The following is a 24,749-nucleotide window of genomic DNA, read 5'->3' on the forward strand; positions in this document are numbered from 1 at the left end:
TAAATGAAGTAAGAAAGGAAAATTTCACACTTTCCACACATTTATTTGTTATTTTACAATTATAACGAAATCATCCGAAGATGGAGGGAATCTTTTGAGAAAGTATGTTTTTCTTCTCTGTTTTTTATTTCTATTAGTAGGGTGTCAAGGAAGTTCATATACACCGATTGCTAAAGATAAAAGTGTTATTATAACAACGAATATAAAAGAAGGTAGTATTAGTTTTGTTGATGAAAAAACTAAAAAGTTAATTACGACATGGGAACTTAATGAACCAATGGCAGGAGTTGCACTACTTCCAAACGGTGAGGACATCCTTGTATATGGCAAGCAGTTAGAGTACATGTATGTATATTCACTAGCAGAAGGAAGGCGAGTGGACAAATATAAAACGGGAAAAGGCATTGTAAATGTGATTGTATCCGAGGATAAAAAACAATTATTTGCTGCCGATCAAACTGCCCAAAAGGTAAGGTTCTTTACGATAAAAGGGAAAGAGACAGGGAGTGTATCAACAGGAAAAGGACCAATTACGATGGTAGAGCACGATAACCAGTTATCGGTATTAAACTTTTATGATACGAAGCTAACGACCATTGATATAAAGAAAAAAGAAGTGATACAATCCTTTATGATTCCCCCAGCATCAACGGGAGCGACAATTAGCCCAGATGGGAAAGAAATATGGATTGGCGGACATGGTGATGGAAATCAAGTCAATGAAAAAGTATTAGTGTATTCATTGAAGAGCGGAGAAATGGTACGTTCTTTACATGCTCCGTTTATGCCTGTGAATATAACGAAGGATAATAAGTATGTATATGCATTAAGTCACGGTTCGAATACGCTTAGAAAGTTTGATGTTAGCACGTATAAAGAGGTGGCTTCTGTAGAAGTAGGATCGAATCCATTTGCATTTTTGAAGAGCGGAGCAGAAGGATACGTAGCAAGCTATGATAGTGATGAAGTGTGCGTCATGGATATGAAGAGTTTGAAAATAAAACAAACAATTAAAGTCGGAAAAGGGCCGTTTCAACTCATAGAGAGGGAAGGTAAGGACAATGAGTAAATATAGGGTGCTAGTTGTAGATGATGAAAGTGATATGAGGCAGCTTGTTGGAATGTACTTAGATAATTTCGGATACGAGTGGGGAGAAGCTGAAAATGGAAAAGAGGCTCTAAAAAAATTAGAGACTGATCATTATGATTTCGTTGTATTAGATATTATGATGCCAGAGATGGATGGACTTTCAGTTTGTAAAGAAATTAGAAAAACGTCAGATGTACCAATTATATTTTTAACAGCAAAAGGTGAAGAGTGGAATAGGGTGAACGGCTTGCGTATGGGAGCAGATGATTATATTGTAAAGCCTTTTAGTCCTGGAGAACTAATTGCTCGTATGGAAGCTGTGTTAAGACGTTATACAAAGCAAGAGCAACAAGAGGAGATTCAGTTTGGACCGATACTTATTAATGAAAAAAGTAGGAAGATTGAGGCTGATGGTGAGCCGATTTCTCTTACAGTAAAAGAGTTTGATTTACTCTATTTTCTTTGCCAACATACGGGACAAGTATTTAGCCGGGAACAATTGCTGGAAAAGGTATGGGGATATGATTATGCCGGAAGTACAAGAACAGTGGATACGCACGTGAAAACGATGCGTTTGAAGCTTGGAGAAAGTGGAAACTACATTCAAACGGTTTGGGGTGTAGGCTATAAATTTGAGGTGTAACGTATGTTTACGATGGTACAGAAGCTTTGGCTTACAGTAGTATGTGCAGTATGTGTAACAGTTTCCTTTCTTTATTTTGTATCTTTATACTCGTATGAAAAACTATACGTTGATAATTTAAAAGATTCATTAGTAATGGAAGGGAAGCGTCTTGCTGCGCAATATGATAAGCGTGAAGGAATAGCAACTTTTGAAGAGAAAGTAAGAGCATTTGATCAAATATCGAGTTCAGATGTTCTTTTCGTATCTAATCCGCGTGATTTAAGCGCGTGTTTACCTTTTGATGTGCATCATCATTCTCTTATAAGTGAAGGGGACAGGCAAGCATTATTAGATGGAAAAACTGTGACAAAGATAGGGTATGAGGAACATTTTGACCGAAATATTATGGGGGTTGTCATCCCTGTTTTAGAAAATAAAAAGTTAGTTGGCATTGTATATTCTTATATTCCTTTAAAAAGTATAAAAGACTTAATATATGATATGGGCCTTATTTTAGCACCGTTAGCACTTGCTATGACTTTACTGACAATATGGATTGGTAGAAAGATTATTATTGCTATTACGAGACCGCTTTCGCAAATGGAACGAGTTGCCAATCATTTGGCTACGGGAGATTTCTCAGAACGGATTACAATTTCTTCCGAAGATGAAATTGGACGATTAGGAAAAGCATTTAATAAAATGGCAAATTCTTTAGAGACAGAAGACGTAAAGCGTAAGGAATTTTTAGCTAACGTTTCGCATGAACTAAGAACACCGCTTAGTTATATAAAAGGATATAGTGAAGCTATTTTAGATGGTGTAGCGAAGGGACCACAGCAGGAAAAAGTAACACAGCTCATTCATAAAGAAGCGGGTCGTATGCAGCGTCTCGTTCATGATTTATTAGATTTAGCACAATTAGAAGGTGAACATTTTCCGTTAAAGAAACAACCTATCGTTTTTTCACAACTGATTGAAGATGTGTTAGATACGTATGAGATTAAGTTTATAGAAAAGAAAATTCGTATTTCAACAAATTTAAATCCAGAAATCATTGTAATGATTGATGAGGATCGCATGCAACAAGTGCTTCATAACGTGTTAGATAATGCGATACGGTATACAAATCAAAACGGGGATATTATGATAACACTCAGGCAGATAGATGATTACTGTGAATTAAACATAAAAGATACAGGAATCGGTATTGAAACAGAGCATTTAGAAAATCTTGGTGAACGTTTTTATCGCGTTGATAAAGCGAGAAGTCGTCAACATGGGGGAACAGGTTTAGGCCTTGCCATTGTCAGACAAATTGTTCATATACATGATGGACAGTGGCGAATTGAAAGTGAAAAAGGGCATGGAACGACGGTTAGTTTTAAATTGAAAATACAAGTTGAAGAAAGCATGTTCTAACGTGAAGGACATGCTTTTCTTCATGAGTGCAAACGAATAGAGGAATAAATATAAATTAATATCAAATAAATATTAAGAATTTGACGATTTTATGAACAAAACATTTGTACTTCTTACCAATTCGTTCTAAAATAGTTATGATGCAAAGTTCTTATAAATCGTTTCAATTGTTGTTTGGAAGATACTGAGGTGATTTAACTGGAGTACAAATCTATTAAACCGAAAAAGATTTACGAAGAAGTATCTGAAGCTATTTTAACAATGATTAAAAATGGTACGTTAAAACCTGGTGACAAACTACTTCCTGTACATCAATTAGCTGAGCAGTTTCAAGTTGGTAGATCTGCTGTTCGTGAAGCGCTAAGTGCGCTAAGAGCAATGGGCTTAATTGAGATGAAACAAGGAGAAGGTACATATGTGAAGAATTTCGATTCTTCTTCATTAACAAAATCATTAAACAATAAATTATTAATGAAGAAAGAAGATATTTTAAACTTATTAGAAGTACGAAAGGTGCTTGAAGTGGGGGCAGTTCGAGCAGCTGCGGCAAAACGTACGGAAGATAATTTGCAAAATATGAAGCATTGGTTAGATGAAATGGCAAAGAGCATTGGAGATGAAAAGGCTGGCGAAAAAGCAGATTTTCAGTTCCATATGGGAATTGCGGAGTCTTCGCATAACAACATTTTGATTGAACTCATGAATCACGTTTCAGAGATGATTGCTGAAACGATTGGTGAATCAAGACGCATTATTTTATATGGTGAACAAACAACATCAGAACGACTTATAGAAGAGCATCAAGTTATATATGATGCAGTGTTAAAGCAAGATGTAGAATTAGCGCAGCAAGCAATGCTAGATCATTTAACAAATGTAGAACATATTGTCACAGGTAAAAACGATATAAATTCGTAATTTAATCTTTTAAAAATCAAATTTTTTGATAAAATAGAGAAAGATTAAGTAAGCGTTTTCTTTAGAAGAGGGAGAGGATAGGCCATGGTTGAGCCTACTTCTTCTTTTCTCAGTCATCTGATGACCATATGTTTGTTGGTGGAGTTGTAAAAAGGGGGAGTAATAATTATGAAAGTTACTTTATTTGTTACTTGTTTAGTCGATATGTTTGAAACAAACGTCGGCAAAGCAACAGTTGAAGTGTTGGAGCGTTTAGGTTGTGAAATTGAATTTCCAGAAGCACAAGTTTGTTGTGGTCAGCCTGCTTATAATAGCGGCCATGTAGAAGCAGCAAAAGAAGCGATGAAACATATGATTGAAACTTTCGAAGATGCAGAATATATCGTTACACCATCTGGTTCTTGTGCGACAATGTTTCATGAGTATCCGCATGTTTTTAAAGATGATCCGAAGTGGGCTAAACGTGCACAAAAGGTTGCTGATAAAACATATGAATTTACACAATTTATTGTAGATGTTTTAAAAGTGACAGATGTTGGTGCAAGCTTACCAGGGATAGCTACTATTCATAAATCTTGTCATATGACACGCCTGCTTGGAGTAAAAGAGGCACCAGGAATTTTATTATCAAACGTAAAAGGATTAACTGTGAGAGAACTGCCAAACGAACAAAATTGTTGTGGGTTTGGGGGAACGTTTTCAGTGAAGATGACTCCAATTTCTGAGCAAATGGTAGATGAAAAGGTAGATAGTGCAATGGAAACAGGTGCTGATTATTTAATCGGTGCAGATTGTGGGTGTTTGTTAAACATTGGCGGACGTATTGAGCGTTTAGGAAAAGAAATAAAAGTAATGCATATTGCTGAGGTACTAAATAGTCGCTCATGAAGGGGGAACATAAGCTATGTCTATGAAAATCAGTGAGAAAAAATTTAATGATCGCGTTGGCGATGGAATTCAAGATTCTTTTATGCGCGGAGCAGTATCTTCTGCGCAAACGCGCTTATATACGAATCGCTTAAAAGCAGCGGAAGAATTAGGAAACTGGGAAGAGTGGCGTGAACTAGGTGAACAAATTCGCCAACATACGTTAGAAAACCTTGATTATTACTTAATGCAGTTAAGTGAAAATGTATCAAAAAGAGGCGGACATGTGTACTTTGCGAAAACGAAAGAGGAAGCAGCAAAGTATATTCAAGACGTTGCAAAAAAGAAACAAGCGAAGAAAGTTGTAAAATCAAAATCAATGGTAACTGAAGAAATTAGTATGAATCATGCCCTTGAAGAGATTGGTTGTGAAGTGTTAGAAAGTGACTTAGGAGAGTATATCTTGCAAGTAGATAACGATCCACCTTCACATATTATTGCGCCCGCACTTCATAAAAACAGAACGCAAATTCGTGATGTATTTAAAGAAAAGCTTGGCTATGAAAATTCTGATGATCCATATGAAATGACAAAGTTTGTTCGTAAACAACTTCGTGAGAAATTTATGGATGCAGAAATTGGTGTGACAGGTTGTAACTTTGCAGTTGCAAATACTGGCTCTCTTTGTTTAGTAACGAACGAAGGTAATGCCGATCTTGTTATGTCGATTCCGAAAACTCAAATTGCAGTAATGGGTATGGAACGTATGGTTCCGACAATGGAAGAATTAGATGTTTTAGTTGGTTTACTATGTCGCAGTGCAGTAGGGCAAAAATTAACAAGTTATGTAACTGTAGCGGGACCAATTCAAGAAGAGGAAGTAGATGGACCAGAAGAATTCCACTTAGTTGTTGTTGATAATGGCCGCTCTCAAATTCTTGGATCTGAATTCCGCTCAGTATTGCAATGTATTCGTTGTGCTGCTTGTGTTAACGTATGTCCTGTATATCGTCACGTTGGTGGACATTCGTATGGTTCTATATACTCAGGACCAATCGGTGCGGTATTAACACCACTTTTAGGTGGATACGATGATTACAAAGAGCTTCCATATGCCTCTAGTTTATGCGGAGCGTGTACAGAAGCTTGTCCAGTAAAAATACCATTGCATGATTTATTATTAAAACATCGTCAAGTAATTGTTGAGCAAGAAGGACGTGCACCACTTGCAGAAAAATTAGCAATGAAAATGTTTAGTATGGGTGCATCTTCAGCAGCTTTATATAAAATGGGATCAAAAATGGCGCCAGCAGCAATGAGTCCATTTACATCGGGCAACCGTGTATCAAAAGGTGTTGGGCCACTTAAAAACTGGACAGATATTCGTGAATTCCCGGCTCCAAGTAAAGAACGATTCCGTGATTGGTATAAAGATCATAAGAAAGGCGGGGACAAATAATGACAGGATTAATTCAAAACCGTGAGTCCTTTCTAGATAATATTGCAAAAGAACTTGGACGTGAGCGGAAAACAGAAGGCGTAAAGCGTCCAGCATGGAAAAGTAATGTGAATGTAGAAACGCTAAAAGATTATTCAAAAGAAGAATTGTTAGAAGTATTTAAAAATCAATGTACAAACATTCATACAACTGTAGTGGAAACGACAAACGACCGTTTACGTGAAGATATTCAAAAAGTAATCGTGGAAAACGGTGGGGGACCTATTATGTTATCGGCAGACGAACGTTTTGATTCTTATGGATTGACTTCTTTATTTAAAGAAGAGCTTCCAAAGCAAAATGTTGAAGTGAATGTATGGGATCCTGAGAAAAAAGAAGAGAATATGCGTATCGCAGAAAGAGCGAATATTGGAATCGCATTTAGTGATTATACTTTAGCTGAATCTGGTACGATTGTTGTACAAAGTCATAAAGGCCAAGGTCGTTCTTTACACTTTTTACCGACTGTATACTTTGCTATTATTCCACGTGAAACACTTGTGCCTCGTATTACACAAGCAGTTCAGGATATGAACACACGTGTAGAAAATGGCGAGGCAGTAGCATCTTGTATTAACTTTATTACAGGACCTAGTAACTCGGCAGATATTGAAATGAATCTTGTTGTCGGAGTACACGGACCATTAAAAGCAGTATATTTCATCGTATAAAAGAGGGGAAAGCAGGCCGGAAAATGGCCTGCTTTTTTAATAGAATAGAAATAATATGAAGTAGAAGTTCTCTCCTTTTTTTGCTATGTTCTTCTGGAAAGGAGAGGAAGGGATGTTCACTTATTTATATGCATTGTTAGTGGGGATGGTGTTTGGTTCTTTTTTTATGTTAATTGCAATGAGAGTGCCGCTAGGTGAGTCTATCATTACCCCGCGTTCACATTGTCATTATTGTAAGTATGTGCTAAAGCCAAAAGAATTGATTCCAATCATTTCTTTTTGTATACAAAGAGGACGTTGTACGAATTGTAAGAGGAAAATTTCAATTTTGTACGTAGTATTTGAACTTGTAACAGGAATGATATTTCTTCTTACTGTATATATGATTGGGGTGGAACGAGAGCTTATCATCATTTTATCGCTTTTTTCGCTACTTCTTATTATTTCAGTTACAGATTACATATATATGTTAATCCCCAATCGTATTTTAGCTTGGTTTGCCTGTTTACTCATTTTAGAATGTGTTTTTGTGCCGTTAGTGACTTGGACAGATAGTATAGTTGGTAGTGGCGTTATATTCATTTTGTTATATTGCATGCAAAAGATATATCCAGAAGGGCTTGGTGGAGGGGATATAAAATTACTTTCGTTACTTGGATTTATAGTCGGACTGAAAGGGATTTTTATGATCTTATTTTTAGCATCTTGCTTTAGTCTTTGTTTCTTTGGAGTTGGTATAGTATTAAAACGTATGAAAATGAGGAGCCAAATTCCGTTCGGTCCTTTTATTAGCCTTGGGGCAATATGTTACATGTTGGTCACGTATACAAAATAGAGAGGGGATAGAAAATGAATGTATATATGGATGATCAAAGAAGTTGTCCGTACGGGTATGTGCCCGCCACTACAGTAGAATGTGCCTTGCAAATGGTTCGGGATTATGATGTGAATATTCTTTCCCTTGATTTTAATATGGGATGGGGGGAAAGAAATGGATTAGATTTTGTAGAGGCTTTTTGTAAAGAGGGGTTATATGTAAATGAAATTCACCTTCATACGAATGATGTCATCGGTATGCACAAGATGAAACAGAGAATTAATAAGGGAAAGGAAGAAGGAGAAATTAATCCGCACCTTGTTGTTAAATATGTGGGGAGCTAAAAACTCCAAAGTGAAACTTTGGAGTTTTTAATGTTTCATATGTGCTTGTAACGGAATGATTTCTTCTTGTTGAGCTGCTACTAATTCAGTTTCTTCTTGTTTCACGTCAGGTCCTTTCTTTGTTAAGTAATGGTATACCATACCGACAAAGACGGACCCGCCAATAATGTTACCGATTGTAACTGGAATTAAGTTATGAATAGCACCTGCAAAAGAAATTGTCTCCGGATGCGGTGAAACTAAAGATAGAGCAAACAGTGATAAGTTTGCAATGCTATGCTCGTAACCAGATAAGAAGAATGTGAAAACGAGTAGCATCATCATCATAATTTTTGCTGTATCACCTTTAACTTGAGAAGGTAAGAAACACGCAAGACATACAAGCCAGTTACATAAAATTGCTTTAAAGAATAATTGTATTGTAGGTGTATTCATTTTTCCTTCTACTACTTTATTCATGAAATGGCCGTGATCAATTGCTTCGAAAATTCCAGTTGCATAAAATAGTAAGGCAAAGAATAAAGCTCCAGCTAAATTCCCTGCATAACAAGCGATCCAGTTACGAAGTGTATCAGAAATCGTTGTTTCTTTTCTTAAAGTTGCTACAGTGAAGTACATTGTGTTTCCAGTAAACAATTCAGCACCGCCATATATAATAAGTACGAGGGCAATTCCGAAAAACATAGAAGCAGCTAAATAAGTTGCTGGTGAATCTGCAATGTGAAAAAAGTTACCTAATTTAAAACATAGTACAATAATAAAACCGATATAAATACCCGCAAGTGCGGCACGAATGAAATATTGCATCGGGTTTGTATCTAGCATTTGTTTTTTGCTCTTAGCCAGTTTGACAACATAATCTAATCCTTGTTCTAGCATGAGTAATACGCTCCTTTAGTACATCATCTATAAATACTCCTTATATGAATAAAGTACATGGAATTGTTCTCAGTTTCAATAAGTTTGTGCAATGTTTCACAAAAAGGACATACATATATAAAGAAAACGTTTACAAAAGATAGTATAATGGAATTTTTTCTGGACATTGTGGGGGGAAGGGAAAAAGAAAAAGCGCTGTAATTACAGCGCTTTTTCGTCTAAATTCTTTTCTACTTTTACTTCTACTTCTTTCGAGAAGAACCAACCGCCAACTGCGATTCCGACTAATACAATCCAGAATGTAAGCTTCCATAGTGTAGATTCTGGGAATGAATGTGGAATTACATTTAATGCAGGGTGTGCTAATGTATAAACTGCTAGTTTCACACCAACCCAACCTACAATTAAGAATGCTGCAGTTTCAAGTCCTGGTTTACGTTTTAAGATTTGTACGAAAGCAGTTGCTGCAAATCTCATAATGATTAACCCGATAAGTCCACCTACAAAGATAACAACGAATTGCCCAGTATCAAGACTACCAATTGTACCTAATCCTGTTTTTGGTAAAGTCATTGCTAATGCAACTGCAGCTAAAATTGAATCAACTGCGAAGGCGATATCAGCAACCTCAACTTTAAATACAGTCCACCAAAAGTTCTCTTGTTTTTTCTTTGCTTCTTTTTCTTCTGTTTCTTCATCCGTATTCTTTTTAACATACGTTTTAAATAAATGATTACCAGCGATAAACATAAGGTAAATGGCACCGATTGCTTGCACTTGCCATACGTCGACTAAGAACGAGATCATAAATAACGATCCGAAACGGAAAACAAATGCCCCCGCTAATCCGTAAAATAGTGCTTTCTTTCGTTTTTCTTCTGGTAAATGTTTTACCATAATTGCAAGAACGAGAGCGTTATCAGCCGCTAAAATCCCCTCTAGTGCAATTAGGATGAGTAATACCCAACCATACTCCAATAATAATGATACATCCATGTACATTCTCCTCTCATTTCTATAAGTACTAAATAAGTGAAGAATTTCCCCACTATTTAGTTTCCCCATACTCCTGCCTATTAATTTTGGAAGAATTTGTAAATTAATACAAAAAAGACCTCTGCCGTTAATAGGCAAAGGTCTTGCTAGACATATGTAATGAAAATGCCAACAAAGCCGGAAGAACTAAGTTCTACGTAATGACGACTTTGTTTCCAAGAAATATTCTTGGACGCTACTCCCCTTTGGAGATATGCTATTGTACTCTCATTATATGGATAATTTATACGGTTGTCAACCTGTTAAAATATCTTCATTCGGATATTTTATTTTTCGGTTCTTTTTACGTGCAAATGAAAAAGCCAATGTTAAAGGTCCCATTTTCCCAAAAAACATCATAAAGATGATAATAGCTTTTCCGATCATAGTTAAGTGTGGTGTGAAATTCATACTGAGACCGACAGTCCCAAATGCTGAAAATACTTCGAAAGCACTCATCAATAGAGGAACTCGCTCAGTAATACTTAAAATTAAAATAGCAAAAAAGATAAATGAAATGGAAATAATAGTGATGGTTAATGCTTTGACAATGAGAGTATCTTTAATAGATTTTTTAAACACGACAATATCATCTTGTTCTTGTAAAAATTTAAATACCCCAAAAAACATGATTAAAAATGTTGTTAACTTAATTCCACCACCGGTTGAAGCACTACCAGCGCCAATAAACATAAGGAGCATCATTAATAGTAGGGAAGGCTTTGATAATGCAGAAATATCAACTGTATTAAACCCGGCAGTACGAGTTGAAACCGCCTGGAAATAAGCGGCCATTCCTTCTTCAAATGGGGTAAATCCTCTCATAGAAAGGGAATTGTGGAACTCGAATATAAAAATAAAAACAGTCGCAATAATATTGACGATTAGAGTAGAAGAGAGCATAAGTTTTGAGTGTAATGTAAGGTTTTTAAAATTTTTCTTTCTTTTTATATCTACGATTACTGTAAAACCAATTCCACCTAAAATAATGAGGGAGGAAATAACGAGATTGACAAGAATGCTATGAGAATGGGACATTAAATTATCGCTCCACAAAGAAAAACCAGCATTGTTAAAAGCAGAGATCGAATGAAAAAAGCTATAATAGATCCCTTTAGCAATCCCGTATTTTGGTACCCATTCAAAAGAAAGAATTAAAGTAGCGATACATTCGACTGTAAAAGAGAATAAAAATAATGCTTTGGCAAGACGAATGACGCCACCAATGTTCGTTTGATTTAACGCTTGTTGCAGTAAAATTCGGTTTTGAAGACCAATTTTTCTGCCGAGCATAATCGCAATTAAAACGGCAAAGCTCATAATGCCAAGTCCGCCCACTTGTATAAGCGTTAAAATGACACATTGGCCAAATAAGGTAAATACTTTTCCTGTGTCTACAACACCAAGCCCTGTAACCGTACAAGCAGAAACGGTTGTAAATAAAGCATCGAGCCATGAAATAGACGTTGTTGTAGCAATTGGTAGCTTTAATAAGCATGTACCGATAATTGATAACATAATAAAAGACAAAGTAAGAACACGGGGAGGACTCATGCTAATATTAATCCGTTTCATGTTACATATCGTTCCTTTCAGTTTGCTCTTACTAGTATGTGAAAAAGCACGATTATGTATGTTAAAAATAGAAAGAGGCAGAGAATATCTGCCTCTAAGCCATATGGTATAGTATTATCCACGTAATTGTTGTTGAGCTAAAGCAACAAGTCGTTTCGTTACTTCACCGCCAACTGAACCGTTAGAACGAGATGCTGTATTAGAACCTAAGCTAACACCGAATTCTTGTGCGATTTCATATTTAAATTGTTCAAGCGCTTGTTCTGCACCTGGAACTAGTAATTTGTTTGTTTTTACCATGTTGATACACATCCTTATAAGTAGTCCAGTTCAGCTAAGTACCTATCTAAACTGGTAACGTTATTTTATGTGGAAACGACGTACTCATACGCGGAAGTAATCGGTGTGATTAGAAGTTATTGGATAGAAAAAAGAGTAGCAAATTTGCTACTCTTTTTTCAGTATTGTCGCTGTACCTTCCACGACAATATCACCGGATTGATTATATATGTTTGTTTGCAACGTAATGATTTTTTTATCGTCTCGTTTTTTAATGACTTCTGCCACAACGCGAAGTGTATCACCAATTTTGACAGGAGCACGGAATGAAACGTTTTGAGATAAATAAATCGTGTTTTTGCCAGGGAGTTTCGTTCCAAGAATCGTCGAAATGAAACTGGAAACGAGCATGCCATGAGCAATACGTTCTTTAAACATTGTCGTTTTTGCAAAAGAATCTAAAATATGAATAGGATTCACATCTCCAGTTAATTTTGCAAAATTAATAACGTCCTCATCCGTAATAGTTTTTGTAAGGGATGCTTGATCACCGACTTGAATCTCATCATAACGAAGCTCCGGAACAGTTTGTGCTTCTTGGAATGGATTCATTTTTGCCTCCTTCTTTTCCATATCGAAAAATGCTAGCCATCTTGATGTAGTAGGAGGAAGAAAGAGTTTTGTTTGTGCTGCAGTTAGCTCCCACATTTTTCTTACTTGATGGAAGTAAATAAATTTTTTGAGTTTTCCTCGAACTGCTTTGCGAGTTCTAGTTGTTTGGACTTGAACTCTCCCAAAAAAACTTCTAACTGTTTTTGAACCTCTTCACGTTGTAATTGTTGTTGTTCAATAAATTGTTTTGTTGTTTCTTCAAATTGACCGCTAGTTTGAGTAAGAATAGACAAAGATGTTTTCGTAGGAGAAACAGTCAGTTGGTGCATTTGATTAGAAAGTTCATTCCATTTCCCTTGCCACTCGTTAATTTGATCATTTAAGGAGTTTCCAGTTAATTGCTTCACGTAATCTGTATATTGGTTATTGAACTGAGCAGTGAATTGTTGTAGTTCTTTTTCTAGTTCATCTACTCCTGATGTTAATTTATGCAAAGCGTCTTGTTGTTGTTTTAAAGTTTCTAAAGTAAGTTGCTCTAATTGTTTCCCAGCTGAAGAGAAGAGGGAAAGAGATTGAGACCAGTTTTTCCAAAATGCATCGACTAATTCGTATGGCTTAGTTTCCATTGTTTGACCTCCAAATGTTTTTTTGCATATTGTGAACGCAGATTATTCTGCTGTACCACCAGGTGAAGATGAAGAATCCTTTTCATCCTTTTCTGGAGAAGTAGAAAATGGAAAGAACGCATTGGTGTATAACGTAAAAAACGTCCGCAACATATTTTGATAATGTTCAAAAGAAGTTGCACATGTTGTTAAATATTGCTCTCCATATTCTGTTAAAGAATAAATTCGTTTCGCTGGCCCGCCTTCACTTGTATCCCAAGTGGAAGAAATGAGATTTTCTTTTTCTAACTTGCGCAATGTTCTATACACATTACCTTGGTCAACAGAAGAAAAGCCGATGTCCATTAGCATTTGAATGAGTTTGTAACCATGAAGACTCCAGTCTTTTAGACAGAGAAGTAAGAAAGGAACTAAGAAGTTTTTGGGCATGGAGTTTGGTTGTTTCGCTTGGTTTTTTTCCAAACTTTCTGGGTGTTCTGGTTCATTATGTAGCATGATTGTGCATCACCTCATGAATCAGTTAGATGGAATTTTTTTGCTTATAAGTGCAATTTACACCTATCTGTTTTTAATGTCAACACATTTATTGGAAAATAAAGAAAAATAAAATATAGACTTGAAGTTTTATTCAGAATATTAGAAAATAGTGAATAGGTTGAATTGTTTCAAAAACGAAAAAGGGAGTGTAGGCGAAGTGATTGATCAAAAATTCGATCCATTGCAAGCATGGAAAAATGCTTATGAACAAACCGAAACATTTTGGGGAAAAGCGCTCAATGAAACAATTAAAACAGAAGAATATTCTGCTTGGATGGGCAGCGTTCTAGATTTGAATTTGTTTTATCAAAAAGCATTAAATGATACGACAAAAAATTATTTAGAACAGGTGAATGTGCCGACGAGAGAGGATATCGCTAGAGTAGCTACGCTTGTTATCAATTTAGAAAATAAAGTTGATAACATTGAGGAAATTCTAGAAGAGAAAGTGGATTCATTAGGACAAGCTCCTACATTAAAGCGTGATGTTACGAAAGTAAAACAAGATATTCGCACGCTAGAAACGAAAGTTGATCAAATTTTAGAGTTACTAGAAAAGCAAAATGCAGTACTAGCGAAACTACAAGTACCTGCAAAAGAAGAAGTAAAACCTGCGAATAAGCCGGAAAATAAAAAATGATAATAGCGTTTGTTTATAACGTGTAAAAGGGAAAGGGAGAATCTCTTTTTCATGTATAAACAACGAAACATAATTAATATATGGACTCTATTCATATGAGTACCAAAATGATTCATAACAATCGTTCACAAATTCATTTAAGGGGGAAAAGAAATGGTTCAATTAAATGGCAAAGTAGCAATCGTAACAGGTGGGGCAAAAGGAATTGGAAAAGCAATTACAGTAGCATTAGCACAAGAGGGAGCAAAAGTAGTTATTAACTATAACAGCAGTAAAGAAGCAGCTGAAAACTTAGTAAATGAATTAGGAAAAGAAGGACATGACGTTTATGCAGTTCAAGCGGATGTTTCGAAAGTAGAAGATGCAAACCGACTTGTAGAAGAAGCTGTGAATCATTTTGGTAAAGTTGATATTCTTGTTAATAATGCTGGTATTACAAGAGATCGTACATTCAAAAAATTAAATCGTGAAGATTGGGAGCGCGTAATTGACGTGAACTTGAGCAGTGTATTTAATACAACAAGCGCGGTACTGCCATACATATCGGAAGCAGAAGAAGGAAGAATCATTAGTATTTCTTCTATTATTGGCCAAGCTGGTGGATTTGGACAAACAAACTACTCTGCAGCAAAAGCAGGTATGTTAGGATTTACAAAATCATTAGCATTAGAGCTTGCAAAAACAAATGTAACTGTAAACGCAATTTGCCCAGGATTTATTGATACTGAAATGGTAGCAGAAGTACCAGAAGAAGTACGTCAAAAAATCGTTGCGAAAATCCCGAAAAAACGTTTTGGTCAAGCTGATGAAATTGCAAGAGGTGTAGTATACCTATGCCGTGACGGTGCATATATCACAGGTCAGCAATTAAACATTAACGGTGGATTATACATGTAATGAAGCGAGAAAAAAGTGCATATCCATAGCAGGAATGCACTTCTTTTTTTAGAAATAAATCGACCGAAAAGGAGATAGAAAAATGACTACATTCGTAACGGAATGGGAAAAGCAATTGGAGTTGTACCCAGAAGAATATCGTAAAGCATATCGCCGTGTGAAAAGAGCGAGCGAAGTTTTATTGCGCGAACCAGAACCACAAGTTGGTTTAACACCAAAAGAAGTTATTTGGACGAAGAATAAAACGAAGCTGTATCGTTACATTCCAAAACAAGAAAAAACACAGAGAGTTCCAATCTTATTAATATACGCGCTTATTAATAAACCGTATATTATGGATTTAACTCCAGGAAATAGTTTAGTGGAATATTTAGTAGATCGTGGTTTTGATGTGTATATGCTTGATTGGGGCACATTTGGTTTAGAAGATAGTCATTTGAAATTTGATGATTTCGTGTTTGATTATATTGCAAAAGCAGTGAAGAAAGTAATGAGAACTGCGAAATCGGACGAGATTTCTTTACTTGGTTATTGCATGGGTGGAACGCTAACTTCTATTTATGCAGCACTTCATCCGCACATGCCAATTCGCAACTTAATCTTTATGACAAGTCCTTTTGATTTCTCTGAAACAGGATTATACGGTCCTTTATTAGATGAGAAATACTTCAATTTAGATAAAGCGGTTGATACATTCGGAAATATTCCGCCAGAAATGATTGATTTCGGAAATAAGATGTTAAAACCAATTACAAACTTTGTAGGTCCATATGTCGCTTTACTTGATCGTTCAGAAAATGAGCGCTTCGTCGAAAGCTGGAAATTAGTTCAAAAGTGGGTTGGTGACGGTATTCCATTCCCGGGTGAATCGTATAGACAATGGATTCGTGATTTTTATCAAAATAATAAATTAGTGAAAGGTGAACTCGTTATTCGTGGACAAAAGGTAGACCTTGCAAATATTAAGGCGAATGTCTTGAATATTTCTGCGAAACGTGATCATATCGCCCTGCCATGCCAAGTAGAAGCTTTGCTAGACCATATTTCTAGCACAGATAAACAATATGTATGTTTACCAACGGGACATATGTCGATCGTTTACGGTGGAACAGCGGTAAAACAAACATATCCGACGGTTGGAAATTGGCTTGAGGAGCGTTCTAATTAAAAATAAAAAGTCCAACTAGCGTATGTTAGTTGGATTTTTTTATGGGAAATAACAAAAGATAGAAAGGAGAAATTTATATTTTAGGAGTATAATTATGAAACTTATGACTGGTAAGTTGTTTTGGAATACAGGAGTTTCTATACCTTGTTATCCATCATTAGAAAATGATATGATATGTGATGTGCTTGTAGTCGGAAGCGGAGAAGCAGGTGCTCATATAGCGTATTCGTTAGCGAAAATTGGAATGCGTGTTACGCTCATTGAAAAACGAGCAATCGCATGTGGTAGCACAGCTGCTAATACAGGTTTACTACAATTTCTTCATGATAAATCGCTAACCTCACTTATCCATACATTTGGTGAAAAAAAGGGGGTACGAGCATATAAGCTTTGTTACGAAGCGCTACGAACAATGGAGCAAGTTGTACCGACTCTCGATATTGATCCTCAGTTTATTCCGCGAAGTAGTTTGTATTATGCAAGTAGAAATGAGGATGTATCGTTTTTACAAGAAGAATATAATACGTTACGCCATTATGGATTCCCGGTTGAATATTTTACCGATTCACATATGAAGAAGAAGTATTCATTTATAAAACAAGCAGCGTTATATACGCATGGTGATGCCGAAGTGAATCCGTATTTATTAGCGCATAGCCTTTTGCATAAAGCAAATCAAATGGGAGCTACTATACTTGAGCATACAGAGGCCATACATATAAAAAAACGCCAAAATGATTTAATTTGTTACACGAAAACAGGAAATCAAATTGTAGCAAAGAATATTATTATGGCGACAGGTTATGAAGCACTTTTCGGAAAGAAAGAAAAAAATACAACAGTGGAAACATCATATGCAGTGGTGACAAATAAGGTAGATTCATTTGAAGGCTGGCATGAACGATCATTAATTTGGGAAACAGCACGGCCTTACTTATATTTTCGAACGTATCAAAACCGTATTATTGTAGGCGGATTAGATGAAGCGATGCAAATTCAAACAATTGGTGATACGAAATTATTGCATAAGCGTGATATCCTTATTAACATTGTAAAAGAGATGTTCCCGCAGTATAAGAATATACAGGCAGAGTACTATTGGGCGGCAGCATTTGGCGGTAGTCATGATGGTCTCCCTATTTTAAAAGAAGACAAAAAGATACATAATTTATTTTACGCATTGCCATATGGAGGTAATGGAACTGTGTATGGAATGGTATTTGCCAAATTATTTGAGCAGTTATTTACAAATAAAGAAAGTGAAGATTTTTCTTTATTTAATCGATAGAAAAAAAGGTAGCGAAGTGATGGAATGAGAGATATAAAAAAGTTTTTACAAAAATTACGTCCTGTACAACTCATTGTTTTATTTTATTTATTAGCAGTAGTTGTATCGGTGATATTGCTTAGTTTCCCGTTTGTTACGAAGTCTGGTGTGAAATGGACATTTATCGATGCCCTCTTTACATCTGTTAGTGCGGTAAGTGTTACGGGACTGTCTGTTGTTACGATTTCAGATACATTTACTACGGCAGGAATTATTATGTTAGCCCTTATTTTACAATTAGGCGGCTTAGGAATTATGGCACTTGGTACGTTTGTTTGGATTATAACGGGGAAAAAGATCGGTTTGCAGAGAAGAAGACTCATTATGGCAGACCATAATCAAGGGAATTTATCAGGCCTTGTAGAATTGATGCGTTCTATTTTAATTGTAATTATTTCGATAGAACTTATTGGAGCGATACTATTAGGTACAAGATTTCTACTTTATTTTCCAACTTGGCAAGAAGCTTATTTTCACGGTTTCTTTGCCGCTGTTAGTGCAACCACGAACGGCGGATTTGATTTAACAGGACAATCGCTAATTCCGTATAAGAAAGATTATATTGTGCAAATGATTCATATGTTACTCATTATTTTAGGGGCAATTGGTTTCCCTGTATTAATGGAAGTGAAACAATTCCTTAGTAAAAAGAGACAGCAACTATTTCGTTTTTCGTTATTTACAAAATTGACGACAACAACATTTTTTGCCCTCGTTATCGTTGGAACCATTATGATTTTTTTACTAGAACGAAATCAATTTTTAGCAGGAAAGTCATGGCATGAAACAGTTTTCTATACATTATTCCAATCTGTGACGACGCGAAGCGGTGGACTGGCTACAATGGATATACGTGAATTGTCACAACCGACGCTTTTATTTATGAGTATATTAATGTTTATAGGGGCATCTCCAAGTTCGGTTGGGGGCGGAATACGTACAACAACATTCGCTGTTAGTATATTATCGTTATACAATTTTGCAAGAGGCGGAAGAACGGTTAGAGTCTTCAAACGTCAGTTACATGAAGAAGACGTGCTAAAAGCATCTGTCGTTATGACAATGGGGATTTTATTATGTGCCACAGCACTCTTTATTTTATCTATTACGGAAAATGTACCGCTTATGAGTTTAATTGTTGAAGTGTGTTCTGCTTTCGGAACGACAGGGCTATCGACAGGTATTACGCCAGATTTAACAACTGTTGGTAAACTTGTACTCATTGTACTTATGTTTATTGGGCGTGTCGGTATTTTAACATTTATACTGGCTAGTGGGGGAAGAGAACAGCCACCTCGCTATAAATACCCGAAAGAGAGAATTATTATTGGATAGTATGAAACCATTCTACCTATGTGAGGTAGAATGGTTTTTTAGTCGTTAATGCCAAATTGCGGATGCATAAAAGCCTCATTCTTATTATCCACTTCTTTTTTTAGCAACTCTTGATTTTCTTCTGAAATCCACCCAATATCATTTGTAGGATGAATCCATTCTTCTCCAGCCATAATGGCAGGGTCTACTTCATCAGTCCAATTGTGAAGTGGACTATTCTCGGAATCATATTTACTGTCTCCGATTACGACGTCATATTGATTTATGAAAGGTTGTTGCATCTTCTTTCCTGTTCCTTTAAAAGATGGGAAATTCATTTGATGCGGGAGCGTTTCATCTAAAATTGGTGACTGGATTTTATCTTTCTTCTTCAAAATAATCGCCCCTTTTCTAATGCTTTCTTCATAGGTAGTATTTCCATCTAGCGGCCTTATGTACTTGTTAACACTTGCCAGTAATAATTATTTAATGTTGTTTCAAACTAGAGTAGAAAGTGAATTCTTGAGAGCAGGTGAATGTATTGGTAAAAAGAAAAGTGAAACAAAATGCGGCAATCAACAATAATAAAACTCCGAAAGAAAGCTTACCAGATGCAGAATTTGCATTAGAGTATGAAGGAGAAAATAGCGCGAAGTATGCAAATCGTAATTCAAAAAAAGGTAAACAAAAATGAGGCGTTTTTTACAAACGCCTCATTTTTTTGTGGGATTATAAAGGTTTTTTTAATTATTTGTAAATTTAGTGTTCATTATTGGCAGAAAAATGCGAAAAAACATAGAAGTAGCAACGTATTACACAAAAACAAACAACAAACAAAAGATTAATGTTGGTTTAATACTGCTTTTACACTAGTTGTTTATATTAGAGTTGTACATAAGATTTATAAAAGGAGAGAGAGACAGTGAAAAAAACAATCTTTAAAGCTGTAGCAACTGGAATGGTATTTTCGTTATTAATGGGGTGTGGTGCAAAGAAAGAAGAGAGTGCTGGGGCAAAAGTAAAGGATGATAAATTATCTGGATCATTAACTGTTTACACAGCGATTGAAGAAGAACTTGTACCAATTTACCTTGATTCTTTTAAACAGAAGTATCCAGATGTGAAACTGAACATTGTTCGTGATTCAACTGGGGTTATTACAGCGAAATTGCTAGCTGAAGGAAAAAATACACAAGCAGATGTTGTATGGGGAACAGCAGCGTCTAGTCTATTAGCTTTAGATAAAAAAGATATGTTAAAAGGATACTCTCCAAAAGGAGCGGATCGTGTTCTTCCGCAATTTAAAGATGATAAGCAACCAGAAAAATGGGTAGGTAATACGGCATTTATGACGGGGATTGCTATAAATAAAGAAGAATTAAAGAAGAAAAATTTACCGATGCCAGAATCATACGAAGACTTAACGAAACCAGAATATAAAGGAACGCTTGTTATGCCACATCCAGCTTCTTCTGGAACAGGATTTTTAACAGTTTCTGCATGGTTACAAATTATGGGTGAAGATAAAGGCTGGGATTACATGAAGAAACTTCATGATAATATAGCAACTTATACTCATTCAGGTTCAAAACCAGCGAAATTAGCAGGCGCAGGTGAATATCCAGTTGGCGTATCAATGGTTTATAGTGCTTTGAAAGAGAAACAAAAAGGTGCACCAGTTGAAGTTGTATTGCCGAAAGAAGGATTAGGTTGGGAAGTAGAAGCGAACGCACTTATTAAAAAAGATAATGCAAAAAATGAAAAATTAGCGCAAGCATTTTTAGATTGGGCAATTACTGATGATGTAATGAAGTTATACTTCGAGAAAAATGGATTTGCGACAATTAAAAATGATTATAAACTTCCAGATGGATTCCCTAAAGATGTGACAGAAAAGTTATACAAAAAGAATGACTTTAAATGGGCAGCAGAAAATCGTGACAAAATTTTAGAAAAATGGGAAAAAGAGTTTGGCCAAAAAGCAGAACCGAAAAAGTAAGTGAGTGGGAGAGAGAAAAAATGAGCGAATATTTATCAATTCAACACATTCAAAAACAGTTTGATGCATTTACAGCGTTAAAAGATATTTCTTTTACTGTGAAAAAAAATGAGTTTGTATGTTTATTAGGCCCAAGTGGTTGTGGGAAAACAACATTGCTTCGAATTTTAGCAGGGCTAGAAGAGGCAACAACAGGTAGTATAGCTGTGGAGGGAAAAGATATTACAGCATTACCTCCTGGAAAGAGGAATTTCGGAATGGTGTTTCAATCATATGCATTATTTCCGAATTTAACAGCACTTGAAAACATTGAATATGGCTTAAAGACAAAAAAATATGGAAAAGCAGAAGTAAAAGAGAAAGCGCTAGAGGTGTTAGAACTTGTAGATTTGCTGAATGTAAAAGATAAATATCCTGCTCAAATGTCTGGTGGACAACAGCAGCGAGTAGCACTTGCACGTGCGCTCGCTCTGTCTCCGGATATTTTGTTACTCGATGAGCCATTATCTGCTTTAGATGCAAAAGTGCGTGAAAAGTTACGTAGAGAAATGCGTGATTTGCAAGAAAAAGTAGGAGTAACAACTATTATGGTTACGCATGATCAAGAAGAGGCATTAACGATGGCCGATAAAATTGTTGTAATGAATCATGCGGAAATTATGCAGATTGGCACACCAGAGGAGATTTATCAAAGACCAGCCAATCCATTTGTGGCAGATTTTATTGGTTCTATTAATTTCTTTTCGAAAAACAATGAAGAACATGCAATTCGTCCTGAGCATGTAACAGTTGTACAAAAGGATGGTATTAAAACGGTTGTGGAAAGTATGGAATTTCGCGGATCTGTATATCGGACGGAAGTGCGGGTCGTAGAAGAAAAAACACATCTTTATAACGAGAAAATTGTAGTGGATATATTGGCATCAGAAGTAGAAGCAACCGCAATTAGAAAAGGAAAGCCGATTCAAATCTCTTTCTCAGAAAATCATATGTTGTCATATGGAAAGAAGGTCATTGTATAGATGGAGATGTTAGAAGATTTTAAGGTAGAAAGTACGAAAAAAAAGATTAAGAGACGTATCGGTAAAGAAGAGTGGATACAAAGACTATTAATTATTGGTATGCTTCTCGCGTTTTTGATCATGCTTGTATTACCTCTATTACAATTGTTTACACAAGCTTTTTATGATAAAGATGGAGCTTTCATTGGTGTTGCGAATTTCAGTAAATATTTCACAACACCAACGCTAGTTCAATCATTACAAAATACGATATGGATTTCGGGTGCGACAACAATTATTGCAGTGACACTTGCTTTCGCTTACGCCTATGCGATCGCTCGTACGAATGTGTTTGGAAAGCGTGTATTCCAATATATTGCGTTGTTACCATTATTCGCACCAACGATGATGCATGGTATCGCACTTACATATTTATTTGGTAATCAAGGGTTAGTAACGAAAGGAATGTTTGGTTTGTTTGAAGGGATACAAATCCCTTTATATGGACCAGTAGGAATTGTAATGGCTGAAGTCATGTATACATTTCCGCAAGCATTTCTTATATTATTAATTGCTTTTCGAGGCTCTGATTATCGTTTATATGAAGCTTCTAATATGTTAGGAGCGAGTAAAACAAAGCAATTTTTCACTGTTACTTTACCTAGTGTAAAGTACGGATTAATTAGTGCGATGTTCGTTGTGTTTACACTTAGTTTCACTGACTTTGGGGCACCAAAAATTGTTGGTGGGCAATATAATGTACTTGCTACTGACGTATATAAGCAAGTAATTGGGCAGCAAAATATGCCGATGGGTGCAACTGTCGGAATGATTTTATTAATCCCAGCTATATTTGCCTTTGCAGTTGATCGCATTACGCAAAGAAAGCAGGCGAATCTCTTATCTTCCAAATCAGTACCTTACAGAATAATAAATAATAAGAAACGAGATGTTATTTCATTCGTATATTGTAGCGTAGTAACGCTTATGATCATTCTATTATTTGTGGCAGTTGGTATTGCTGCAAGTGTGAAAGTATGGCCATATAATATGAGCTTTACATTTGAGCATTTTAATTTTTCCAGTTTAACAGGAGATGGATTGGAAGCATTTAAAAATAGCGTAATTGTTTCAGCAATTACTGCGGTTATTGGAGCGGTTTTAACATTTATGTTCGCTTATACGATTGAGAAAATAGATCAGCTACAATTTTTCCGAAAAGCAGGTTACTTTTTCTCTATCGTCCCTTTAGCGATACCAGGTTTAGTACTTGGGTTAGGCTACGTCTTCTTCTTTAGTCAACCAACCATACAAATCTTTGGACTTTCCGTAACGAACCCGTTCCATTCTCTATACGGAACAATTGCTGTGCTAGTACTAGTCAATATCATTCATTTTTATTCTGTAACATTTGTTACGGCAACGACAGCTTTAAAGAAATTAGATCGAGAGTTTGAACTTGTTTCACAGTCGATGGGGATACCGTTTTATAAAACATTCTTTCGAGTTACGGTACCGATGTGTTTACCAGCCATTTTAGAAATGGTAATGTACTACTTCGTAAATTCAATGGTAACTGTCTCAGCAGTTGTATTCCTGTATGCAGCTGATTTTAAACTAGCTGCCGTATCAATTGTAAATATGGATGATGCAGGAAATGTAGCACCAGCAGCTGCAATGAGTGTACTTATTGTTGTTACAAATATTGTAGTGAGAGTTGTATATGAATGGGGAACGAAAGCACTTCGTAACCGAACGTCACAATGGCAAAAAAGATAAATAAGAAGGGTGATGGATTAGATGAAAGTAGAAGCAGTTATTTTTGATTGGGCAGGTACAACAGTTGATTACGGATGTTTTGCACCACTGGAAGTATTTATGGAAATTTTCCATAAACGTGGTGTGGCAATTACTGCAGAAGAAGCCCGTAAGCCAATGGGATTATTGAAAATTGATCATGTTAGGGCATTAACAGAGATGCCTCGTATTGCGAGTGAGTGGAATCGTATTTTCGGACAATTACCAACAGAAGCAGACATTCAGGAGATGTATGAAGAATTCGAAAAGATTCTCTTCGCTATTTTACCGCGCTATGCGTCGCCGATTAATGGAGTAAAAGAAGTGATTGCTTCTTTACGTGAAAGAGGAATTAAAATTGGTTCAACGACTGGTTATACGAGAGAAATGATGGATATTGTAGCAAAAGAAGCAGCACTACAAGGGTATAAACCTGATTTTCTTGTAACACCAGATGATGTTCCAGCAGGTCGTCCGTATCCGTGGATGTGCTATAAAAATGGGATGGAGCTTGGTGTATATCCAATGAATCATATGATAAAAGTTGGAGACACAGTATCAGATATGAAAGAGGGAAGAAATGCTGGTATGTGGACAGTAGGTGTAATTCTCGGCAGTAGCGAACTCGGCTTAACTGAAGAGGAAGTGGAGAATATGGATCCGGTAGAACTTCGTGAAAAAATAGAAGTAGTTCGCAATCGTTTCGTTGAAAATGGGGCGCACTTTACGATAGAAACGATGCAGGAACTCGAAAACGTAATGGAACATATCGAGAAACAAGAACTTATTATTTCATAAAAGGGGAATAGGA

At 36.1% G+C, this 24,749-nt stretch carries 27 protein-coding genes and 1 riboswitch; of the genes, 19 read left to right on the forward strand and 8 right to left on the reverse strand.

Features of this window, described 5'->3' with window-relative positions:
• Nucleotides 1–94: 94 nt before the first annotated feature.
• From JDS82_RS22205 to JDS82_RS22245, 9 genes are all read left to right on the forward strand, one after another.
• On the forward strand, nt 95–1,069 hold the full coding sequence (locus JDS82_RS22205) for a YncE family protein (protein WP_088091284.1): 975 nt from the start codon (nt 95–97) through the stop codon (nt 1,067–1,069).
• The gene (locus JDS82_RS22210) at nt 1,062–1,733 is read left to right on the forward strand and encodes a response regulator transcription factor (RefSeq protein ID WP_000049878.1); all 672 of its coding nucleotides are present in this window, start codon (nt 1,062–1,064) and stop codon (nt 1,731–1,733) included. Before JDS82_RS22205 ends, JDS82_RS22210 begins: the two co-directional genes overlap by 8 nt.
• Nucleotides 1,734–1,736: 3 nt before the next feature.
• Nucleotides 1,737–3,137 carry a sensor histidine kinase gene (locus JDS82_RS22215; RefSeq protein ID WP_000494800.1) on the forward strand — a complete coding sequence of 467 codons (1,401 nt, stop codon included), beginning with the start codon at nt 1,737–1,739 and terminating at the stop codon, nt 3,135–3,137.
• 228 nt (nt 3,138–3,365) lie between these two features.
• Nucleotides 3,366–4,055, forward strand: coding sequence for a FadR/GntR family transcriptional regulator (locus tag JDS82_RS22220; protein WP_254915158.1), 690 nt, complete (start codon nt 3,366–3,368; stop codon nt 4,053–4,055).
• A gap of 168 nt (nt 4,056–4,223) precedes the next feature.
• Nucleotides 4,224–4,943 carry a (Fe-S)-binding protein gene (locus JDS82_RS22225; RefSeq protein ID WP_000869144.1) on the forward strand — a complete coding sequence of 240 codons (720 nt, stop codon included), beginning with the start codon at nt 4,224–4,226 and terminating at the stop codon, nt 4,941–4,943.
• A gap of 16 nt (nt 4,944–4,959) precedes the next feature.
• Nucleotides 4,960–6,381, forward strand: coding sequence for a LutB/LldF family L-lactate oxidation iron-sulfur protein (locus JDS82_RS22230; protein ID WP_000061936.1), 1,422 nt, complete (start codon nt 4,960–4,962; stop codon nt 6,379–6,381).
• On the forward strand, nt 6,381–7,091 hold the full coding sequence (locus tag JDS82_RS22235; RefSeq protein WP_000147203.1) for a LutC/YkgG family protein: 711 nt from the start codon (nt 6,381–6,383) through the stop codon (nt 7,089–7,091). The genes JDS82_RS22230 and JDS82_RS22235 overlap by 1 nt, the downstream gene beginning before the upstream one ends.
• A 112-nt stretch (nt 7,092–7,203) precedes the next feature.
• Nucleotides 7,204–7,926, forward strand: a complete 723-nt coding sequence (locus JDS82_RS22240) for a prepilin peptidase (RefSeq protein ID WP_000495731.1) — start codon at nt 7,204–7,206, stop codon at nt 7,924–7,926.
• A gap of 14 nt (nt 7,927–7,940) precedes the next feature.
• A complete protein-coding gene (locus JDS82_RS22245; RefSeq protein ID WP_048567059.1) occupies nt 7,941–8,252 on the forward strand; it encodes a cyclic-phosphate processing receiver domain-containing protein in 312 nt (103 codons plus the stop codon).
• A gap of 27 nt (nt 8,253–8,279) precedes the next feature.
• Here JDS82_RS22245 and JDS82_RS22250 read toward each other — a convergent pair whose 3' ends face one another.
• From JDS82_RS22250 to phaQ, 7 genes are all read right to left on the reverse strand, one after another.
• Nucleotides 8,280–9,131, reverse strand: a complete 852-nt coding sequence (locus JDS82_RS22250; RefSeq protein WP_048567060.1) for a formate/nitrite transporter family protein — start codon at nt 9,129–9,131, stop codon at nt 8,280–8,282.
• Nucleotides 9,132–9,332: 201 nt separating this feature from the next.
• On the reverse strand, nt 9,333–10,127 hold the full coding sequence (locus JDS82_RS22255) for a TerC family protein (RefSeq protein WP_000383317.1): 795 nt from the start codon (nt 10,125–10,127) through the stop codon (nt 9,333–9,335).
• A gap of 90 nt (nt 10,128–10,217) precedes the next feature.
• A riboswitch (yybP-ykoY riboswitch) is annotated at nt 10,218–10,383 on the reverse strand.
• 38 nt (nt 10,384–10,421) lie between these two features.
• Nucleotides 10,422–11,741 carry a TrkH family potassium uptake protein gene (locus tag JDS82_RS22260; RefSeq protein WP_199713962.1) on the reverse strand — a complete coding sequence of 440 codons (1,320 nt, stop codon included), beginning with the start codon at nt 11,739–11,741 and terminating at the stop codon, nt 10,422–10,424.
• A 114-nt stretch (nt 11,742–11,855) separates the two neighbouring features.
• Nucleotides 11,856–12,041 carry an alpha/beta-type small acid-soluble spore protein gene (locus JDS82_RS22265; protein WP_000241212.1) on the reverse strand — a complete coding sequence of 62 codons (186 nt, stop codon included), beginning with the start codon at nt 12,039–12,041 and terminating at the stop codon, nt 11,856–11,858.
• Nucleotides 12,042–12,188: 147 nt separating this feature from the next.
• The gene (locus JDS82_RS22270; protein ID WP_001067917.1) at nt 12,189–12,632 is read right to left on the reverse strand and encodes a MaoC family dehydratase; all 444 of its coding nucleotides are present in this window, start codon (nt 12,630–12,632) and stop codon (nt 12,189–12,191) included.
• 101 nt (nt 12,633–12,733) lie between these two features.
• Nucleotides 12,734–13,258 carry a polyhydroxyalkanoic acid inclusion protein PhaP gene (phaP, locus tag JDS82_RS22275; protein WP_000448583.1) on the reverse strand — a complete coding sequence of 175 codons (525 nt, stop codon included), beginning with the start codon at nt 13,256–13,258 and terminating at the stop codon, nt 12,734–12,736.
• A gap of 42 nt (nt 13,259–13,300) precedes the next feature.
• Nucleotides 13,301–13,753 (reverse strand): poly-beta-hydroxybutyrate-responsive repressor, encoded by a 453-nt coding sequence (gene phaQ / locus JDS82_RS22280; protein ID WP_000903018.1) that lies wholly within the window; start codon nt 13,751–13,753, stop codon nt 13,301–13,303.
• 199 nt (nt 13,754–13,952) lie between these two features.
• On the opposite strand from phaQ, the gene phaR reads away from it, so the two are divergent.
• From phaR to JDS82_RS22305, 5 genes are all read left to right on the forward strand, one after another.
• Nucleotides 13,953–14,435: a polyhydroxyalkanoic acid synthase subunit PhaR gene (phaR, locus tag JDS82_RS22285; protein ID WP_000566954.1), complete on the forward strand. Its 483-nt coding sequence runs from the start codon at nt 13,953–13,955 to the stop codon at nt 14,433–14,435.
• A 153-nt stretch (nt 14,436–14,588) separates the two neighbouring features.
• Nucleotides 14,589–15,332 carry an acetoacetyl-CoA reductase gene (locus JDS82_RS22290; RefSeq protein ID WP_064473105.1) on the forward strand — a complete coding sequence of 248 codons (744 nt, stop codon included), beginning with the start codon at nt 14,589–14,591 and terminating at the stop codon, nt 15,330–15,332.
• An 82-nt stretch (nt 15,333–15,414) separates the two neighbouring features.
• Complete coding sequence (gene phaC, locus JDS82_RS22295) at nt 15,415–16,500, forward strand: class III poly(R)-hydroxyalkanoic acid synthase subunit PhaC (RefSeq protein ID WP_000206842.1); 1,086 nt, start codon at nt 15,415–15,417, stop codon at nt 16,498–16,500.
• A 94-nt stretch (nt 16,501–16,594) separates the two neighbouring features.
• The gene (locus JDS82_RS22300; protein ID WP_000772559.1) at nt 16,595–17,788 is read left to right on the forward strand and encodes an NAD(P)/FAD-dependent oxidoreductase; all 1,194 of its coding nucleotides are present in this window, start codon (nt 16,595–16,597) and stop codon (nt 17,786–17,788) included.
• A 24-nt stretch (nt 17,789–17,812) separates the two neighbouring features.
• Nucleotides 17,813–19,162, forward strand: a complete 1,350-nt coding sequence (locus JDS82_RS22305) for a TrkH family potassium uptake protein (RefSeq protein WP_001204695.1) — start codon at nt 17,813–17,815, stop codon at nt 19,160–19,162.
• Between the two features lie 38 nt (nt 19,163–19,200).
• Here the strand turns inward: JDS82_RS22305 and JDS82_RS22310 are convergent, their stop codons facing one another.
• Nucleotides 19,201–19,536, reverse strand: coding sequence for a DUF3905 domain-containing protein (locus JDS82_RS22310; protein WP_000725963.1), 336 nt, complete (start codon nt 19,534–19,536; stop codon nt 19,201–19,203).
• A 146-nt stretch (nt 19,537–19,682) separates the two neighbouring features.
• Here JDS82_RS22310 and JDS82_RS22315 point away from each other — a divergent pair, with 146 nt between their 5' ends.
• The 5 genes from JDS82_RS22315 (at nt 19,683) to phnX (ending at nt 24,736) form a co-directional block, all read left to right on the forward strand.
• A complete protein-coding gene (locus JDS82_RS22315; RefSeq protein ID WP_000240799.1) occupies nt 19,683–19,835 on the forward strand; it encodes a hypothetical protein in 153 nt (50 codons plus the stop codon).
• A gap of 228 nt (nt 19,836–20,063) precedes the next feature.
• On the forward strand, nt 20,064–21,140 hold the full coding sequence (locus JDS82_RS22320; protein WP_000750909.1) for a putative 2-aminoethylphosphonate ABC transporter substrate-binding protein: 1,077 nt from the start codon (nt 20,064–20,066) through the stop codon (nt 21,138–21,140).
• Nucleotides 21,141–21,160: 20 nt separating this feature from the next.
• On the forward strand, nt 21,161–22,162 hold the full coding sequence (locus JDS82_RS22325; protein ID WP_000006174.1) for a putative 2-aminoethylphosphonate ABC transporter ATP-binding protein: 1,002 nt from the start codon (nt 21,161–21,163) through the stop codon (nt 22,160–22,162).
• Nucleotides 22,163–23,920, forward strand: a complete 1,758-nt coding sequence (locus JDS82_RS22330) for a putative 2-aminoethylphosphonate ABC transporter permease subunit (protein ID WP_199713963.1) — start codon at nt 22,163–22,165, stop codon at nt 23,918–23,920.
• Nucleotides 23,921–23,941: 21 nt separating this feature from the next.
• Nucleotides 23,942–24,736 carry a phosphonoacetaldehyde hydrolase gene (phnX, locus tag JDS82_RS22335; RefSeq protein ID WP_000861862.1) on the forward strand — a complete coding sequence of 265 codons (795 nt, stop codon included), beginning with the start codon at nt 23,942–23,944 and terminating at the stop codon, nt 24,734–24,736.
• Nucleotides 24,737–24,749 lie beyond the last annotated feature (13 nt).

This window comes from Bacillus cereus group sp. N14 (genome assembly GCF_016483555.1).
Classification (GTDB): domain Bacteria; phylum Bacillota; class Bacilli; order Bacillales; family Bacillaceae_G; genus Bacillus_A; species Bacillus_A wiedmannii.

Coding starts and splice junctions, on each gene's coding strand:
- JDS82_RS22225 (WP_000869144.1), top strand. CDS start 4,224: ATGAAAGTTACTTTATTTGTTACTTGTTTAGTCGATATGTTTGAAACA.
- phnX (WP_000861862.1), top strand. CDS start 23,942: ATGAAAGTAGAAGCAGTTATTTTTGATTGGGCAGGTACAACAGTTGAT.
- JDS82_RS22230 (WP_000061936.1), top strand. CDS start 4,960: ATGTCTATGAAAATCAGTGAGAAAAAATTTAATGATCGCGTTGGCGAT.
- JDS82_RS22305 (WP_001204695.1), top strand. CDS start 17,813: ATGAGAGATATAAAAAAGTTTTTACAAAAATTACGTCCTGTACAACTC.
- JDS82_RS22260 (WP_199713962.1), bottom strand. CDS start 11,741: ATGAAACGGATTAATATTAGCATGAGTCCTCCCCGTGTTCTTACTTTG.
- JDS82_RS22245 (WP_048567059.1), top strand. CDS start 7,941: ATGAATGTATATATGGATGATCAAAGAAGTTGTCCGTACGGGTATGTG.
- JDS82_RS22265 (WP_000241212.1), bottom strand. CDS start 12,041: ATGGTAAAAACAAACAAATTACTAGTTCCAGGTGCAGAACAAGCGCTT.
- JDS82_RS22330 (WP_199713963.1), top strand. CDS start 22,163: ATGGAGATGTTAGAAGATTTTAAGGTAGAAAGTACGAAAAAAAAGATT.
- JDS82_RS22270 (WP_001067917.1), bottom strand. CDS start 12,632: ATGAATCCATTCCAAGAAGCACAAACTGTTCCGGAGCTTCGTTATGAT.
- JDS82_RS22300 (WP_000772559.1), top strand. CDS start 16,595: ATGAAACTTATGACTGGTAAGTTGTTTTGGAATACAGGAGTTTCTATA.
- phaC (WP_000206842.1), top strand. CDS start 15,415: ATGACTACATTCGTAACGGAATGGGAAAAGCAATTGGAGTTGTACCCA.
- JDS82_RS22290 (WP_064473105.1), top strand. CDS start 14,589: ATGGTTCAATTAAATGGCAAAGTAGCAATCGTAACAGGTGGGGCAAAA.
- JDS82_RS22325 (WP_000006174.1), top strand. CDS start 21,161: ATGAGCGAATATTTATCAATTCAACACATTCAAAAACAGTTTGATGCA.
- phaQ (WP_000903018.1), bottom strand. CDS start 13,753: ATGCTACATAATGAACCAGAACACCCAGAAAGTTTGGAAAAAAACCAA.
- phaP (WP_000448583.1), bottom strand. CDS start 13,258: ATGGAAACTAAGCCATACGAATTAGTCGATGCATTTTGGAAAAACTGG.
- JDS82_RS22215 (WP_000494800.1), top strand. CDS start 1,737: ATGTTTACGATGGTACAGAAGCTTTGGCTTACAGTAGTATGTGCAGTA.
- JDS82_RS22250 (WP_048567060.1), bottom strand. CDS start 9,131: ATGCTAGAACAAGGATTAGATTATGTTGTCAAACTGGCTAAGAGCAAA.
- JDS82_RS22235 (WP_000147203.1), top strand. CDS start 6,381: ATGACAGGATTAATTCAAAACCGTGAGTCCTTTCTAGATAATATTGCA.
- JDS82_RS22240 (WP_000495731.1), top strand. CDS start 7,204: ATGTTCACTTATTTATATGCATTGTTAGTGGGGATGGTGTTTGGTTCT.
- JDS82_RS22255 (WP_000383317.1), bottom strand. CDS start 10,127: ATGGATGTATCATTATTATTGGAGTATGGTTGGGTATTACTCATCCTA.
- JDS82_RS22210 (WP_000049878.1), top strand. CDS start 1,062: ATGAGTAAATATAGGGTGCTAGTTGTAGATGATGAAAGTGATATGAGG.